Raw genomic sequence first — 16,185 nt, 5'->3', positions numbered from 1 at the left:
CATCTCCTTATTTCTATTATATTTAATCGACAGTTATTAACGATTGGCCTTGCGAAATTGACTCGGTGTCATGCCCACACTCTGTTTAAAATAACGCGAGAAATGGGCATTGCTCTCAAAACCACTGGCCAGGGCGATCTCTTGGATCGATAAATCACGGCTCATCATCAAATGATAACGAGCCTGTAAGAGGCGGTACTTCATCAGGAAATTGATCACGGTCATCCCTGTCACCTCGCGGAACAAGTGGGAGACATAGGACTTACTCAGGTTGACACCGCTTGCAATTTTATCTAGATCTAATTTCTCTTGATAGTGCTGGGTTAAATAGGAAGCAATCTCCTGGACCCTGAGCAAGGGCTCTTCCTGGCGGGCGCTGACTTCCAGAATCGACTCATGGTCCATCCGGTCCAAAGTCATAAGCAAATCCACAATTTGTAGCTTAACTTGCTGTTCATGGAAGCTATAAGAGGAGTCCAACTGGGTGAGTTCAGCCAAGGCTCGCATCTTCTCCGAAACGACTTCCTTATCTGAAGACTGGGTCATCCGGTAGAGGCTGCCCTGCCCCTCCTTAAAGAGCTCTAGGAGACGGCTCGCGTCCAAACTAGCTAGGAGGGGCTGGATCGACTCCCGGGTAAAATGCACCACATGGCGTCTGTAGACCTCTCCTTGGTCCTTGACGAAAGCCTTGTGCAGGCCCATGCCGTCAATCAGCAAAATATCTCCTGGCTCAAGTTCATAGAACTGGCTACCAATCTGAAAATAACAACAACCAGCGATAAACTGGTAAATTTCAAGTTGGCGGTGAGTGTGAAACTCTAACCACTCATCGCCACCCTGCAGGTTATAGCCCGCATAAATTTCTTCATCCATTCTGCCACCTGCCTCGTACAAGTTTATTATACCTAAGAAAGCGCTTTTAATCATTAGATATGTTTGTTGAAAAGTCTTTTATTTTTGACTGAGCGTGCTATTTGTGATGTTTTGAACATGATTTCTTGCAAAAAAAGACTGGAAAAATCCAGTCTCTATTAACATTTATTTTAATTCAAACGGCAGTCATGCCCTATTTCTGCAATTCCGCATTAGAGGTCATGATATGGTCAATAATCCCATATTCTTTGGCTTCTTCAGCTGACATCCAATTGTCACGGTCAGTATCTTTCTCGATCACTTCGATATCTTGACCCGTCGCTTCGGAAATAATCCGGTTCAAGTTCTTCTTAGTCTTCAGAATATGACGGGCTGTGATTTCAATCTCTGTGGCTTGACCTTGGACACCACCGAGTGGTTGGTGGATCAAGATTTCAGAGTTAGGTAAGGCGTAACGCTTGCCCTTCTCCCCTGCCATGGCAATAACAGAGCCCATGGAAGCTGCTAAACCGGTCACGATCGTTACCACATCTGCTTTTACAAAGTTCATGGTATCATAGATAGCAAGGCCGGCTGTCACAGAACCACCTGGTGAGTTCACATAGATGTAAATATCTTTTTCAGGGTCTTGGGCATCGAGGAAGAGCAATTGGGCAATAATAGAATTCGCCATATTGTCATCCACGCCCCCACTCATCATAATGATGCGGTCTTTTAACAAGCGAGAATAAATATCATAAGCACGTTCACCACGCGAAGATTGTTCGATTACTGTAGGAATTAAATTCATAAATTAAAACTACCTCCCTATACATTGTTTAATTCTATCATACACGGTTGGTCAACAATGGTCAAGCAGAAAGTCTCAAAAAAGATTTGCAATCTCTATAGAAAAATTGTATAATAATCTTGTTGTTAATTTTTGCGCCCATAGTGTAATGGATATCACGTAAGATTCCGGTTCTTGAGATGGGGGTTCGATTCCCTCTGGGCGTATTTTGTGAAAGCTAGTGAGCTTTGAAAGTTATTATATATAAATATCAATGAAGGAGACCGCAATGGCCTCCTTTTTTGTTATCTAATCATTCACAAAAAACTGGAACATCTACACCAAAAGCGTTTTAGATCTTTCTAGTTTGAAACTTGTCAAAACTTATCAGCTCCTACTAATGGTAGCCCAACAAGTTAAGCCTTTTTCCAACAATCCCCCTACCTTTTAAAACAAGGGAATAAGTTTAGATTTTACGTGTTAGTTCTTTATAGAAATTCTCACGACTTCCAACTTGGATAATCTCTACTGTCACAATATCTTCATGGATCGTATAGGCAATTCGATACTGCGATTTTGGATAGCGGATTGGTCGAGTGTAAATATCTTTCAATCCCCCTTTTTTCCTATCTCCGCAATAGGGATCTTTTGCTATGACTTGATAAATTTCTTGCCCAATCAACTTAAGCAGACCTTTGTCTTTCATTTTCTTTAATTCCCGCTCTGCACTCTTTCGGAAAAAGATTTTATAGCCCAAATTCACGGTTGAAATCCTCTTCGGTCATTTGTGTTGCTGGTTCGTCCATGAGTTCATCTAAACGTTTCTCCATGAGCTTCTTTCGGCGTTCCATCTCTTGAATAATGGCCTTGCCGTCTTTGTAACCCTCATTAACAATCTCTGTTAGTAATAGGTCATCATAGTCATCAAGAAAGCGCGGGACACTTTCTACTCGTTCAAAGAAAATCCCATCTTCCTGTAAGTGGGGCTTAAAGCTCTCCCCTTCACTAATATTAAAAGCTTTTGGAATAGTAATCATCAAAGAATTTCCTTGCCTTCTCGCCTTAACTACCATAATCTCATCTCCTCTTTTGTAATTATTTTAGTAATTACATTATATCTTGATAAGGCCTGATAGTCTAATACCTTTTACCCTTGTCCATTCATTTGCTAAGACTTAGTCGCTTTTCGGTCGAATATGCCTTTTTGACTTCTAGATGCCTACCTCACGATACCTATCCGTTCAATTAATTAATATGTGGAAGACTTTAACTCATTCATTTTAGACATTGGCTCACCTCTCGAAATTAACCATAAGAAAAGCACCTAAGCTGTTTATTGATTGGTGCTTTTAACGGATGGGTTCAAGATCTTTAGAAATTATTTGCCATTCTTTTTCTGCTTCGATTGCCTATTGTTGAAGTAACAAAAACCTCAGCAAAGACTTCAAATTTTTGCTTTCTGAAAGCTTTTCTTGTACATATTTAGTGAGATCATCACTTAAATTATAGCTAGCGTTATTCATTATTTCAATTATATCTATCAAATTAACGCCTACCAGTCATCACTTGAAGTCCGCTTACACTCAATTCCTTGATCCACATGCTTCTTCAAGTTTTTTTAAATTAATTCTCAATCAGTAGGCTCGTAATCCGATGCTCAGACTCTTCTAATTTCTTTACGATCACTCAGTTAGTCTTTACAAAATAATTTATCGCATCTCATTTGAATCAACCGCTTTAATCCATTAATTTAGCACAAATTAGTTGAGACTTTCATCCAATCATTTCTCTTCAATAATGATTAAAAAAATGCTAAAATAAGTTTGTGAAAACATTAATTAACTTTAAGGAGGAATTCTTATGAATCGCGTTTTCGCTAGTCCATCACGCTATGTCCAAGGCAAGGGTGCCCTCAAGTCAGGCATTGATTACATCAAATCCCTAACCGAGCGTCCACTCCTACTCTGTGACGATACCGTTTGGGAAATTGTAGGTGAAGCCTTCAACCACTTCCTCACTGACCAAGGCTTAGAAATTGAACGGGTAGCCTTTAATGGTGAAGCTTCTGTTAACGAAATTGACCGCGTTTCTCAAATTGTCCAAGATAAAGGCTGCGACGCTGTCATTGGCTTAGGCGGTGGCAAGACCATCGATTCAGCCAAGGCCATCGGGGATAATACAGATATTGCTGTTATCGTCATCCCTACTCTGGCTTCGAGTGACGCTCCAACCTCTGCCCTATCCGTTATCTATAGCGATGAAGGTGTCTTCGAAGGTTACCGCTTCTATGACAAGAACCCTGACCTCGTCCTAGTGGATAGCGCCGTCGTTGTCCAAGCTCCAGCCCGTCTTTTTGCTGCAGGTATTGGCGACGCGATGGCTACCTGTGTGGAAGGCCTCTCTGTCATTAAAGCCCAGGGTAAAACCATGGCAGGCGGTAAAGCGAGTTTAGCCGGTCAAGCGATTGCTGAAAAATGTCAAGAAACCCTCTTTGAATATGGCGCGCTCGCCCTAGCTGCAGTGAAAGAACACCGCGTTACCCCTGCCGTTGAAGCAGTAATCGAGGCCAATACCCTACTCAGCGGCCTGGGCTTCGAAAGTTGTGGCCTAGCAGCCGCCCATGCCATCCACAATGGCTTCACTGCCCTCACTGGTGACATTCACCATATGCAACATGGGGAAAAAGTCGTCTACGGCACCCTGACCCAGCTCTTCCTTGAACAAGCGGATAAAGCAGTGATTGACCGCTTCATCCACTTCTACCAATCTGTTGGCTTACCTACCACACTAGCTGAACTCAAACTTGACCAAACGTCTTATGAAGACCTGGTCAAAGTTGGGGAACTGGCTCTCCAAGATGGCGAAACCATCCACGAAATGGTCGGTGACTTCAGCCCAGAAGACATCGCAGATGCTCTCATTGCCGTAGATGCCTATGTGACCAGTCTCGATTAAAGCATCCCCTTAACAAAAATTAGCCCCTTAGTAAAAAGCTAGGGGCTAATTTAAATTACCAACAAACAAATGGGCTAAAATAACCCCTAAAGGAGGATTAGAATGTCACTTGCTAACTATGTTATCTATCCTGCTATCTTTACCCCTGATGAAGACGACCCTGAACTTTTAAATGTGGAGTTTCCTGATGTACCTGGCGCTTTAACTTGCGGGAAGGGCCTTAAAGAAGCCATGTTTAACGCTTCTGAAGCGCTAGCCCTCATGCTCTATGACGAAGTCGAGAAGCCCCAACCATCCTCTCTTTCAGACATTCAACAACCGTCTCCCGGAGCTCAAGTACACTATGTAGGTGTTGACTTAGACCAAGCTGCCAAAGACATTACAACACCTACTGTTATGAGAAACACAACTATCCCTGCCTGGTTGAATGCTGAGGCGACTAAACAAGGTATTGACTTCTCACAAACTTTAACTGAAGCCCTCAAGGAAAAACTAGATATTTAACGCTCAAAAGCCCACTTTTTGCTGGGCTTATTTTTTAAGCTTCAGCGACCTATATGTCGTTATAACGAATAAAATTTTCTTAGCCTCCAAAGCGACTGGAAGAACTTTTAGGATTCCCCCGGTCTGGGCGGATCAATGCATTCGCCAACACTATCTCTGTAGAGGATCTGCCTCCACCTGCCGCCTAACTTCCTCCCCATAAGCCCCCATCAGGTTGCGCGTCAGAGGCCCCACTTGATAAGCCGCCTGGCCGACTTGGCGGACAGGCATAATCCCCATCAAGGCATTGGTCACAAAGACCTCATCAGCTTGATAGAGAGCTTCTAAGGGGATGTTTACTTCCTTAATTGGGAAGTTGTCGATCAAGTAGGAACGGACGGTGCCGGGGAGGAGGCCCGCGCTCTTCTTGGGTGTGTAGATCTCACCCGCCCTAACCATAAAGAGATTAGAAGTGGCGCCTTCACAGACCAGGCCCTCTGCATTAGTAAAGACCGCCTCCCTGTAGCCAGCCGCCTTAGCCTTCCGGAGGGCATAAAGATTGTCCCCGTACTGGAAAGTCTTATGGTAGATATAGGGCGAGCTGGGGTTGCGCTGGATTTCACTTAAGCAGCAGCTGATCCCTTCTTGATACTGATTGAATGTATAAGGATTGGGGCGTTCTGAATAAATGATATTTTTCTCTGAGACTGCTATCTTCAAAGCATGGTGGTCTAAGGGCTGGTCTGCCAAATAGGCCAGCACATCTTCTGCTTTAAGCGAAAAATCAATTCCTAAAAAATCTACTCCTGCCTGTAGACGGGCCAGGTGGCAGTCGAGAAAGAGTGGACAGCCGGCTTCCACTGCAATCGTTTCAAAGACGCCCAGTCCATAATAGAAGCCGTTATCGAGTTGAATCATGGCTGACTCCTTTCCCACCTTGAAAGCTTTGGACGAGGGCTTGGCCTTTGAGCACCGTTTCTTCATATTCGGCTCGTGGATTGGATTCACAGGTGATGCCTCCACCTAGGCCGACTTCATAAGTGCCAGACTGGTGAACTAGGCTGCGGATAATTATATTGAGCTTCATATCCAAACCAGGACTAATATAGCCCAGACAGCCGGTATAGATGCCACGGGCAGAAGCCTCCAGTTCGTCAATAATCTCCATGGTCCGCTGCTTGGGTGTCCCAGTAATCGATCCACCTGGGAAAGTGGCTTCTAAAATTTGCTTTAAATCAGTATCAGCAGCCAGGTGACCAACAACGGTCGATACTAAGTGATAAACCGTAGCATAGGCCTCCACTTCAAAGAGTCGGTCTACTTTGACCGTCCCTGGTTGACAGATCCGGTTGAGGTCATTGCGCTCCAAATCGGTCACCATCAAGAGCTCGGACCGCTCCTTGTCTGCTTCCAGCAGCGCCTTACAGTAGGCTTGGTCGACCTGGTCATCCCCCGTCCGTGGGCAGGTTCCCTTGATGGGCCGAGTGGTGACTTGTCCTGATTCCACTTCTAGAAAAAGCTCAGGCGAGGAAGATAGGACTTGGAAATCACCAAAATTAAAGTAAGCCGCATAAGGCGCAGGATTGACCTGGCGCAGGGTTAGATAATAAAGTAGAGGATCCTGGTCACAAAGCAACCAAATCCGCCGCGTGAGATTGGCCACATAGCTATCCCCTGCTTCCACATAGTCGATAATTGCTTGGACTTTTTGCACATAGTCTTCGGGGGAGCAGTCCGTAATCAGCTGGTTGATGGGGTTTCCTGCAGGCAGAGGCCCAGCTTCTTCCAAAATTTCTTCAAAAAGGCTCTCCCAGTCGTTAAAAAAACCGTCCGCTTCCTGCTGATCCCGCAGTGTGATTAAGCTTAATTGACCCTTAACATGGTCCTCGACCAGGTAAGTCTCATAGAAGGTCCAGATGGCATCAGGATAGGCCAAGCGCTTCTCATGTTGGCTAGCCAGTCCCTGCAAGCGGCAACCAAAATCATAGGCGAAGTAGCCTAGTGCTGGGTTGACAGTCGGCAGACCTTCAATCGACAGAATAGCTTGCTCGTCCAAGCAAGTTTGGAATTGGGAGAGAAAGTCTCCCTCAACTGCCTGGTCATTCAAGAAAACTTGCCCCGCCAAATCTTTTAGAATGATCTTAGGGTCTAAAGCCAAGATGGAATACCGCCCTTGCTTGTCCTGGCTTGAAGAGTCAAGGAAGGCACAGGGCCCCTGGTCAGCTACATGGGAAAAAATTTGAGTCAGTTCGGGATAGTCTTGGTAGTGTCTGTAGTGCATTTTTATGCCCTCCACTCTCTGGCAATTCGGATAAAGCGGGCTAAGATGTCGTGGCCGTGTTCCGTTAAAACGGCCTCAGGATGAAATTGGACGCCATAGATACACGTATTGGCATCAGCCAAGGCCATCAAGCAGCCGTCCGACGTCCAAGCCTCAACCGTCAAGTCTTCCGGTAAAGTGGTTGGATCCACAAGCAAAGAATGGTAGCGGGTGACCTGAAAAGCTTGGGGCAGTCCTTCAAATAAGCCCCGGTCCTCGTGCTTGAGGGCGTGGAGCTTGCCATGTTGAGGACGGGGTGCGCGAACGACCTGGGCCCCGCTGGCATAAGCGATCACCTGGTGGCCAAGGCAAATGCCTAAGACAGGCAGTTTCCCTCGAGCTCTACGAAAAAGCTCTACCGAGGCTACCGCATCCTCGGGGCGCTTGGGACCTGGCGAGATAATTAGGCCTTCATAAGCCATCAGGTCAAGCTTAAGCCCATCCCTCTCTAAATCGCCAGCTGATACAATTTCTAAATCAGCCCCCAGCTCCTTAAAATAAGTGGCTAGGTTATAAACAAAAGAATCGTAATTATCAATCATTAAAAACATGGCTTATCTCGTTTCTATTTTTTTCAATGATAAAGTCTTGTCTAGCTGGAACTGCTTTGAGCCCATCCTAAGCAGCCAGACAGGATCAAAGAAAAGGACGCCCTAGCTTCATCATTTTGAATCAATCGATTTCTGATAAGCTGGGCGTCTTCTTCCAATCTTTTTAATTTTATTTAGTATACCATGGTTTAAGCTAGGTCACAATGTATCTTTCAATCAAAAAAAGGCTGGAGAATTTGCCCCAGCCTCAGTTCGCCCCAATATGGACCATGATCGTATCCAGGACGTCTTGGTGCAGGTCTTCTACCAAGTGGTCCACCACATGGCCATTGCGACTTTCAAAATCCAGGCAGCGGATTTGAACCGTGTCAACGATGCCCTGGACTTCATTTTTCTCGGTCTTTATTTCCAGGTCCATGGGATATTTTGGGGGACGTTCGGTAATCGGCATAGCCCAGACAAAACCGGCACTCTCCGTCATCATCGGGCTACTGACTATGAGTACAGGCCGCGTTTTGCCTTTTTCATGGCCGCGTGCCGGGTCGAGGTCAATGACTGCAATATCAAATTGTTCTACCATTCTTCACCTGCTGTTTCTCCATAATCCACCAAGCCTTCTTCATAAACACCGCCATTTTGGTAGAAGGCTCTGATCCGCTCTTGTCGCTTACTTGGCTTCTTGGTGACTAGGATCGCGTCAGGGTGGATTTCTAAATCCAGGCGGTCGCCCACTTGCAAGTGCGAGAGCTCCAAGGCCCTCTGGTTCAGACTAATCCCTTGGCTATCCCCACACGCAATCACTTGAGCAGAAACTTGTTTAGCCATCATAACCAATCCTCCCTTATTCATCACATCAACTGTATCCTAACACATGAGCGGACAAATGTCATCGTTGTCCAGGCCAAGCAAGGGAACTTTAAACTTAGTCGCTTGTCTTGCCATGGTAGAGGAAGTATTGGAAGGCTTCTTCCTGGTTAAAGCTGAAGGGTGGGTCCGCAATTAACCCCTTGTAGTCGTAGAAGCTAACATCACAGTCGCTATCGGTATGGAGGATGAAGTCATCTACGCCATGGTCGCGGAAGACTTCCAGGCCTGCCCGCCAGAGCTTACCCCCGATCCCCTTGCCTCGGGAGGCCGCACTCAGGATGAAGAGTTGGAGGACAGCTTGATAATCCTGCTTATGACGATGGTCTAAACAGCTATTCGCCTCACGCTCACGATCTAAGACTTCAAGCACTGTCGGGTCATTTATCCCCAGTTCTTGGATATAGGCGTCCCAATCAAGAGGTGCCTGGAGCTTATCTTCGCCCTGGACATCCCCGATAAAGATTCCCAAGCTCTTACCATCATAGTCCGCTACCAAAGCAAAAGTCCCCATCCCAAGCCGCATCTTGGCATCGATATCAGCCAGGCGGTCGGCGAGGTCGGGATCCTCTTCCATCACTTCCGGGTACCAGGTCTCTTGGATCATAGCCTTGACGGCATCATAGTCCGTTTCTCGGTAGGATCTTATATTTAATGACATCGTTCTCCTCCTGTATTTATTATTTATTCTCATCGTAAAGATACAACCTAGTCTAACAGAGGCTAAGCTGAAAAACAATTCTCACGGCTTCATATAGAAAATCAGTTTTATTAAAGCAAACCATTTCATTAGCATTCATCCCTTTCATTAGCATTCATCCCTCGCTTTATGAAATGAGCAAAAGAAATTACTTGCTCATGTCCAAAAATAAATAAGATTTATTTTATACTAGTCGCTAAAAGTTATCCACACTCCATAAACTAGCTTTCCTACATCTTGCTTTTCAAGATCTAGAAAACCAAGATGCTTAAAACCACTGGCTACTAAGGACTAAGTAACAAATAACTAATTAAAAAAAGACTAAATAAACAAATAACGAATTTACAAAATAAATTAAATTAATTAAAAACCCGCGTGCGCGCGAGAAAATCATTCCTCAAATTTAAATAAAATCAACAAGCAAAATATCCGCTTTCCTCGCCAAAAGCTTGTCCATTCAACATCGCGGGCACTTGTCAAGGCTGATTTGCTCCATCCCATGCTCACTTTCGACGCATTGCTGCTCACTAAGAACGAATGCAAAATAACCTGGGATGGCTTATAGTGGGGATAGCCCCCATCCGATTCCTCCCAGATAGCCTGGTTGGTCGCCGCTCTGTCTTTTCCTAGCTTGCCATAAAAATCAAAATTGCCTGTAAGAAATCGCCCTTAGTCCGTGTATTCATAGTGAAAGGAGGACAGCCCATGTTTAAAGACTTTTGGACCATCCAACAAATCAAAGGCCGCAAGGAAAGCGGCATCCGTGCTGTTATTGACCACTATGGCGGACTTCTGATGGCCGTTATCCGGCGCCATTCCCATGGCTATGAAGCCGACCAAGAGGAGTGCTTTAACGACACCCTCTTGGCCATATGGGACCATATTTTTGACTATGACCCGAAGAAATCTTCCTTCAAGAATTGGGTCTGTGCCATTGCTCGCTACAAGGCCTTGAACTTGGTGCGGGCCAAGGGACGAACCAAGCAGGAAGAAGCCTATGATGACCACTACTCGCCACCTGACAAGGGAATCCTGGACCAGCTGATCCTGAAAGAAGACCTGCAAGACCTGATTGCCAGCCTGTCTGAAGAAGACCAGGCCATCTTCCTCGCCCTCTTCTACGAAGGCCAGGAAGTCAACGAGGTTGCCCGAGCCCACCAACTGAGCCCCAATGCCCTCTACCAGCGCGTCCACCGAGGCCGAGAAAAATTGAAAGGAGAAAGAGACCATGACTAAGAATAAGCTTTACCAATTGCTCAACCAGACCCAGATGCCCTTATCCGACTACCCGCAAGACGACCTATCGGATGACCAAAAGGACCAGTTGTATGCCCAGTTCAAAGCGTCTATCGGTAGCCAAAAAAGCAAAGTCCCTCAGCTTATTTTAGGCTTAGGGCTCGTCGCTGCCTTAGCCCTAGCCGTCCTCAGTCCCTGGGGGCAACAAGCCTCTGCTTCAGTCAAGTCGCTCATCGATACCAGCCATTTCTCACTCAGCGCAAGTCAGGGTAACTTAGACGGACAGACTTACCCCGTCGGCCAGCTCATTGACATGGGGGACCACCGTGTCAAGTTGGAGGACGCCCTCTTGGATGAGGAATCAGTCACCGCATCTTTTCTGGTCGAGTCCCCGCAAGCTTTAACGGTGGAAGACACTTATGACTTTGTCGGCATGGCGATCGCCGTCAATGGGGAAACCACTCGGATTAGTTCAGCTGCAGGCTCTTCCCGCTTGCTAGCTAACGGCCTCTACCAAATGACCATGACCTATCGCTTCGACAAGCCCCTCCAACTCCAAGCGGATAACCAGATCTACCTGCAAATCTCTGGCCTCGTGAAAAATATCCAGGAGGTCATCTCCATGACTGACGCCGCCTTTGACTTGAGTGGCCGGCCGGAGGACTTGAACGGGGGCAGCCGCTACATCAACCTGGACCATAGCGCGCCCAAAGACCCAGACCAAGTTCAGATCCAAGCCCTCAAACTCCACCCCCTAAAAACACAAATCCAGGCCCTCATTCCAGAAAAAGACGCCCAAAATAGTCTAATTGAAGCGGACCTCATCCTCCCTGATGGGCGGCGCCAAAGCTTGACCGGCGCCTCTGATATGATTCCGTCTACTTCCCCTGGCATGGTGGCCTTCCACAGCAACTTCGACTTTTCGAGCGCGACTTCAGACGACTTGACCTATGAGGACCTCCTTCAACAAGAGAGCCTCCAAGTTCAACTCTTCAAGATCCCACTGCCAGAAAGTTCGGGTAAGATGGACGCGAGCCAGAGACATACCTTGGGCGAACCGGTGACCCTTGACTTAGACAAGAAGGATTAGACTGGCGTTCCATTGTCACCGCAAGATGCGCTCCAAGACAGGAAAGAGCCTTGCCCAAGAATGCTCTGAGATTCTTTAAGTTAACAAAATACCTAGCCTCCTAGGGACTCAAACGGAAAGTTTCTGTTAAGTTCCCTCAGGAGGCTCTTTTATTTCATGTCTGTCCCTCTCGTCCCACTAACCGACAAGCCCAAATTCTAAAAGCCAAAAAATTTACATAAAATTTACATCTTTTTTACAAAAAAAAACAATCCTCAGGTATGATGTTAACTGATCATATTTAAAGATTATTTTGGAGGTTATTTGTTATGAAAAAATGGCTTAAATCTGCTGGGGTCTTATTAACTTCAGCCCTTATGTTAACGGCTTGCTCATCTGGTGGCGGTGAAAGTTCAAGCGCTTCTTAAAGTGGTGGCGAAGAACAAGCTGATTCCAAGTTGGTCATCTATTCCAACTCTTTGAGCGACGGACGGAGTGACTGGCTGCAAGCTAAAGCAAGCGAAGAAGGTATGGAACTGGAATTCGTTGATGCGGGGGGTGGCGATATTTATAACCGTCTCCTAGCTGAGAAGAATGCCCCACAAGCTGATGTAACTTTTGGGATGGATGAAGGCTACTTCAAGAAGTTAGATGAAGAAGGCATTCTCCATAATTACACCCCTGACTGGGTCGCTGATATTCCAGAAGAAATGCTTCAAAATAAAGAAGCCTATGCCCCTCTGGTTGAACAGCGGATCTTCATGATTGCAAACCCTGAGTATATTGATGAAGCCGACCTTCCTAAGACCTGGGAAGAACCGGCCAAGGATGACGCCTTCAAGGAAAAATACCGTGTACCAGCTAGTGTTGGGGGCGGGACAAACCAAAAAGCGGCCATGAGTGTCCTCTTCAACCACCGCGATGAGAATGGTGATTTAGGGATTTCTGAGGAAGGTTGGAACACGCTCCAAGCATGGTTCGACAATGGCTATATGCCTTCTGAGTCCGAAGAAGCCCTGCAATTGTTCGCCGATGGAACCACTCCGATCTCTTTCTACTACTCTTCAGGCATCCCAGCTGCTGAAGGAGAGTACGGCTTCAAAGCCCAACCGATCGATACAGAAGGCGGCGTCTTCTCTATGTCCGAACAGATCGGTATCGTCAACAAAGGCGATGACCACAACTACGAAACAGCTGAGAAATTTGTCAACTGGTTCGGTTCTGCTGACATCCAACGGGAATGGGCCAAAGAATTTGGGACCTGGCCGGTTAACCCTAATGCCCAAGATGGTGCGTCTGACCGCATGAAAGAATTGATGGAACAAACCACCCCGAAACACGTGGACTGGGACTTCATCAATGAAAACATCGATGCCTGGATCGAAAAAATTGAATTAGACATCTTACCATAAGCAAATTAAGAGGCTAGGACCAAGGCGCTAGCCTCTTTAAAAAAGGAAGGATTCCTGACGAATCGATTCCGCAAGTTAGCCCTGATAGCCACTTTACGAACTTGGAAGAGCTTTGACGAGACGCTTTCCGTGTTTGCACCAGTGATTCAGGGCTAATTAACTTTTGTCACAGTTTTGACACTGATTAAAAAGGAGAAAAATATGTTATTAGTAGAAGATTTACAAGTGAAATATGGTGACTTCGTTGCCATTGATGGGGTCAATCTCGAGATTCAGGATGGCGAATTCTTTACCCTGCTCGGCCCATCTGGCTGCGGGAAGACGACCACCCTTCGAGCGATTGCCGGCTTCCAATTTCCTTCTAAAGGAAAGATTATCTTGAATGACCGCGACCTCACCCATGTCCCCGTTGAAAAACGCGAACTAGGTATGGTCTTCCAATCCTACGCCCTCTTCCCTACCATGAGCGTCTATGACAACATTGCCTACGGGTTGGAAGTCAAAAAAGTAAACAAAGCAGACATTGAAAAGCGGGTTATGGAATTAGCTGAACTGGTCGATATGACCCCTGAGCAACTGCAAAAGAATGTTTCCGAATTATCAGGAGGCCAGCAGCAGCGGGTGGCCATCGCCCGGGCCTTGGCCATGCGCCCCGACGTGGTCCTCTTTGACGAACCCCTGTCTAACCTCGATGCCAAACTGAGGAAGCAATTGCGGGTGGAACTCAAACGCATCCAACGGGAGACAGGGATGACAGCTATCTATGTGACCCACGACCAGGAAGAAGCCCTAGAGCTCTCCGACCATATCGCCGTCTTTAATAAGGGCTTTATCGAACAAATCGGCACGCCGGAAGAGATTTACAATCATTCGGCAACGGAATTTGTCTGCGACTTTATCGGAGAATCGAATCGATTAGATGACGCTCTCGTTCAAAGCATCAATGAACAAATCCCCGGCATGCTGGATCCCAAGCAACGCCATTACATCCGTCCAGAGAAAATCCGCTTCTACACTGTTGATGGCGACCAGGGCGCCCGGCTGACAGGGACCGTCCAGCGAGTGGGCTATAAGGGATCCTTCAGTAGTCTCTTTGTCGATGTCAATGCCGGAAAGCTCGTCGAAGTCATCAACAAAGAGGACCGGAATGCCAGCTTTGGCATCGGCGATCGCGTGGACTTAATCCTTCATCCAGAAGACATTTTAAGTTATGAGGTGGTCTAAGATGGATAAGTTATTCAAGAAACAATCGAATGGGCTAAATCTCTTTAAAATCATCTTTATTGCCTTTTTAATTTGGTTTGCCCTGACCTTCTTAGTCTATCCACTGGTTGGTGTCTTTTTACAAACCTTCGTCCAGGATGGCAGTTTCTCTTTTACCGCGATTGATAAGATTTTGGATTCCGAACGTGCCCTCAAGTCTGTCGGCAACTCCTTCTTATTGGCAGTGGTTCTGACCTTCACCGTGAATATCGTGGGTACCTTTATCGTCTTAGTCACCGAATACTTTGACATCAAAGGGGCCAAAATCCTGAAAGTTGGCTTCATGTCAACCTTAGTCTTCTCTGGCTTGATTGTTGCCAATGGTTGGCTCTATCTCTATGGCCAAGAAGGCGTGATTACCCAATTCTTAACAAACTTCTTCCCGGACATAAATAGGGAATGGTTTACTGGCTTTCCAGCAGTCCTCCTGGTGATGACCTTCGCCTGTACCTCTAACCATATGCTCTTCTTAAGTAATGCGGTCCGTTCCTTAGACAATAATACCATTGATGCCGCTAAGAACTTGGGCGATAGTCAGTGGTCCATCTTGAAAAAGGTTGTCCTTCCTACTTTTAAACCGACTTTCCTCACGCTAATTGTCATGACCTTTGCGACTGGCCTGGGTGCCTTCTCTGCCCCCTTAATGGTAGGTGGGAAGGACTTCCAGACTATCGCCCCCATGATTCTAACCTTCTCGGGACGCCCCGCCTCGCGTGACATCGCTGCCTTGCTGTCCATTATCCTCGGGGCTGCCCAAATTATCTTGCTCTTTGTGATTACGGCTAACGAACGCAAGGGGAACTACCTGTCGATTTCAAAAACGAAAGGGCGTTTAGTGAAACAGAAGATTAACAACCCAACCGCTAATTGGATTGTCCATATCCTCTCTTGGCTGCTCTTCGTCATCTATACCCTGCCCATCGTCTTCGTTATTCTCTTCTCCTTTATGGATACCTCATCCATTGCGGCCTCTAAGCTTTCCCTTTCAGGCTTTACTTTGGAACACTACAGCAAGATTATTACCAACCCAGCCACCTATGAGCCCCTCTTACGGTCAGCAGCTTTCTCTGCCTTTGCCGCCATCGGTTCTGTGCTCTTAATGCTATTACTGGTTCGCTGGATCATGCAGAAGAAGGCTGGAATCTTTAGAACCGCTATGGAATACACTTATTACATTCCTTGGCTCTTCCCCACCATCATGATTGCTTTGGGTTACATCCTTACTTACGACCGGCCCCATCCCCTGCTCTTTGGGCAATCGGTGATCGGCTCGCAATGGATTCTCCCTGTCGCCTATATGGTTATTCTTCTGCCGAATACCATGCGCTACCTGAAGAGCGCCTACTATTCCTTCGATTCGAACCTAGAAGATGCTTCGAAGATCCTAGGGGCTTCAAGCATGCGGTCCTTCTGGAAGGTCATCCTGCCGGCCCTCCTACCGACCGCCCTTGCTTTAGTTGCCCTGAACTTCAACAGCAACCTGGCTGAATACAACATGTCGGCCTTCCTCTTCCAACCCGGTAGCGAAACTTTAGGGATCATCATCCGGGCTAACTCCGACCCCTCCTCCACCATTGACGCCAAGGCTATCAACTTGGTATACTCAGTACTCTTAATGGTGATTAATACCCTTGTCATCTACTTCGTTTATGGACGAGGTGCCAACCGTGCAATGGGAGGAAAGAAGTAA

Annotated in this window: 17 protein-coding genes and 1 tRNA gene; 8 read left to right on the top strand and 10 right to left on the bottom strand. The window is 46.5% G+C overall.

Annotated features, from left to right (window positions below; translation table 11 throughout):
• Positions 1 to 36: 36 nt before the first annotated feature.
• Together F6I03_RS00895 and clpP are read right to left on the bottom strand one after the other, a co-directional pair.
• Positions 37 to 873 carry a helix-turn-helix transcriptional regulator gene (locus F6I03_RS00895; RefSeq protein ID WP_070430902.1) on the bottom strand — a complete coding sequence of 279 codons (837 nt, stop codon included), beginning with the start codon at positions 871 to 873 and terminating at the stop codon, positions 37 to 39.
• A 193-nt stretch (positions 874 to 1,066) separates the two neighbouring features.
• A complete protein-coding gene (gene clpP, locus F6I03_RS00890) occupies positions 1,067 to 1,663 on the bottom strand; it encodes an ATP-dependent Clp endopeptidase proteolytic subunit ClpP (RefSeq protein ID WP_070430903.1) in 597 nt (198 codons plus the stop codon).
• A gap of 134 nt (positions 1,664 to 1,797) precedes the next feature.
• Between clpP and F6I03_RS00885 the strand changes: the two genes are divergently transcribed.
• A tRNA-Arg gene (locus F6I03_RS00885) sits at positions 1,798 to 1,869 on the top strand.
• Positions 1,870 to 2,108: 239 nt separating this feature from the next.
• Here F6I03_RS00885 and F6I03_RS00880 read toward each other — a convergent pair.
• Together F6I03_RS00880 and F6I03_RS00875 are read right to left on the bottom strand one after the other, a co-directional pair.
• Positions 2,109 to 2,405: a type II toxin-antitoxin system RelE/ParE family toxin gene (locus F6I03_RS00880; protein WP_083290555.1), complete on the bottom strand. Its 297-nt coding sequence runs from the start codon at positions 2,403 to 2,405 to the stop codon at positions 2,109 to 2,111.
• Positions 2,389 to 2,715 carry an AbrB/MazE/SpoVT family DNA-binding domain-containing protein gene (locus tag F6I03_RS00875; RefSeq protein WP_141737850.1) on the bottom strand — a complete coding sequence of 109 codons (327 nt, stop codon included), beginning with the start codon at positions 2,713 to 2,715 and terminating at the stop codon, positions 2,389 to 2,391. Before F6I03_RS00875 ends, F6I03_RS00880 begins: the two co-directional genes overlap by 17 nt.
• Before the next feature lie 787 nt (positions 2,716 to 3,502).
• Between F6I03_RS00875 and F6I03_RS00870 the strand changes: the two genes are divergently transcribed.
• The gene (locus F6I03_RS00870) at positions 3,503 to 4,597 is read left to right on the top strand and encodes a glycerol dehydrogenase (RefSeq protein WP_070430905.1); all 1,095 of its coding nucleotides are present in this window, start codon (positions 3,503 to 3,505) and stop codon (positions 4,595 to 4,597) included.
• Between the two features lie 102 nt (positions 4,598 to 4,699).
• A complete protein-coding gene (locus F6I03_RS00865; RefSeq protein WP_070430906.1) occupies positions 4,700 to 5,101 on the top strand; it encodes a type II toxin-antitoxin system HicB family antitoxin in 402 nt (133 codons plus the stop codon).
• Between the two features lie 150 nt (positions 5,102 to 5,251).
• Here F6I03_RS00865 and F6I03_RS00860 read toward each other — a convergent pair whose 3' ends face one another.
• From F6I03_RS00860 to F6I03_RS00835, 6 genes are all read right to left on the bottom strand, one after another.
• The gene (locus F6I03_RS00860) at positions 5,252 to 5,998 is read right to left on the bottom strand and encodes an aminotransferase class IV (RefSeq protein ID WP_070430907.1); all 747 of its coding nucleotides are present in this window, start codon (positions 5,996 to 5,998) and stop codon (positions 5,252 to 5,254) included.
• Positions 5,982 to 7,361 carry an aminodeoxychorismate synthase component I gene (gene pabB, locus F6I03_RS00855; RefSeq protein WP_083290557.1) on the bottom strand — a complete coding sequence of 460 codons (1,380 nt, stop codon included), beginning with the start codon at positions 7,359 to 7,361 and terminating at the stop codon, positions 5,982 to 5,984. Before pabB ends, F6I03_RS00860 begins: the two co-directional genes overlap by 17 nt.
• A gap of 2 nt (positions 7,362 to 7,363) precedes the next feature.
• The gene (locus F6I03_RS00850) at positions 7,364 to 7,951 is read right to left on the bottom strand and encodes an anthranilate synthase component II (protein WP_070430908.1); all 588 of its coding nucleotides are present in this window, start codon (positions 7,949 to 7,951) and stop codon (positions 7,364 to 7,366) included.
• 247 nt (positions 7,952 to 8,198) lie between these two features.
• Positions 8,199 to 8,531 carry a type II toxin-antitoxin system PemK/MazF family toxin gene (locus F6I03_RS00845; protein WP_070626031.1) on the bottom strand — a complete coding sequence of 111 codons (333 nt, stop codon included), beginning with the start codon at positions 8,529 to 8,531 and terminating at the stop codon, positions 8,199 to 8,201.
• Positions 8,525 to 8,779 carry an AbrB/MazE/SpoVT family DNA-binding domain-containing protein gene (locus F6I03_RS00840; protein WP_070430910.1) on the bottom strand — a complete coding sequence of 85 codons (255 nt, stop codon included), beginning with the start codon at positions 8,777 to 8,779 and terminating at the stop codon, positions 8,525 to 8,527. Before F6I03_RS00840 ends, F6I03_RS00845 begins: the two co-directional genes overlap by 7 nt.
• A gap of 94 nt (positions 8,780 to 8,873) precedes the next feature.
• The gene (locus F6I03_RS00835) at positions 8,874 to 9,476 is read right to left on the bottom strand and encodes a GNAT family N-acetyltransferase (protein WP_070430911.1); all 603 of its coding nucleotides are present in this window, start codon (positions 9,474 to 9,476) and stop codon (positions 8,874 to 8,876) included.
• A gap of 744 nt (positions 9,477 to 10,220) precedes the next feature.
• Between F6I03_RS00835 and F6I03_RS00830 the strand changes: the two genes are divergently transcribed.
• The 5 genes from F6I03_RS00830 (at position 10,221) to F6I03_RS00810 (ending at position 16,185) form a co-directional block, all read left to right on the top strand.
• The gene (locus tag F6I03_RS00830; RefSeq protein WP_070430912.1) at positions 10,221 to 10,751 is read left to right on the top strand and encodes a sigma-70 family RNA polymerase sigma factor; all 531 of its coding nucleotides are present in this window, start codon (positions 10,221 to 10,223) and stop codon (positions 10,749 to 10,751) included.
• Positions 10,744 to 11,841: a hypothetical protein gene (locus F6I03_RS00825; protein WP_070626029.1), complete on the top strand. Its 1,098-nt coding sequence runs from the start codon at positions 10,744 to 10,746 to the stop codon at positions 11,839 to 11,841. The genes F6I03_RS00830 and F6I03_RS00825 overlap by 8 nt, the downstream gene beginning before the upstream one ends.
• Before the next feature lie 509 nt (positions 11,842 to 12,350).
• Positions 12,351 to 13,232, top strand: coding sequence for an extracellular solute-binding protein (locus tag F6I03_RS00820; protein ID WP_141752301.1), 882 nt, complete (start codon positions 12,351 to 12,353; stop codon positions 13,230 to 13,232).
• Positions 13,233 to 13,433: 201 nt separating this feature from the next.
• Positions 13,434 to 14,456, top strand: coding sequence for an ABC transporter ATP-binding protein (locus F6I03_RS00815; protein ID WP_070430915.1), 1,023 nt, complete (start codon positions 13,434 to 13,436; stop codon positions 14,454 to 14,456).
• A gap of 1 nt (position 14,457) precedes the next feature.
• Positions 14,458 to 16,185, top strand: a complete 1,728-nt coding sequence (locus tag F6I03_RS00810) for an ABC transporter permease (protein ID WP_070430916.1) — start codon at positions 14,458 to 14,460, stop codon at positions 16,183 to 16,185.

Source organism: Aerococcus sanguinicola (assembly GCF_008726925.1).
In the GTDB taxonomy this organism is placed as follows: domain Bacteria; phylum Bacillota; class Bacilli; order Lactobacillales; family Aerococcaceae; genus Aerococcus.
This window is presented reverse-complemented; position numbering and strand designations above follow the sequence as displayed.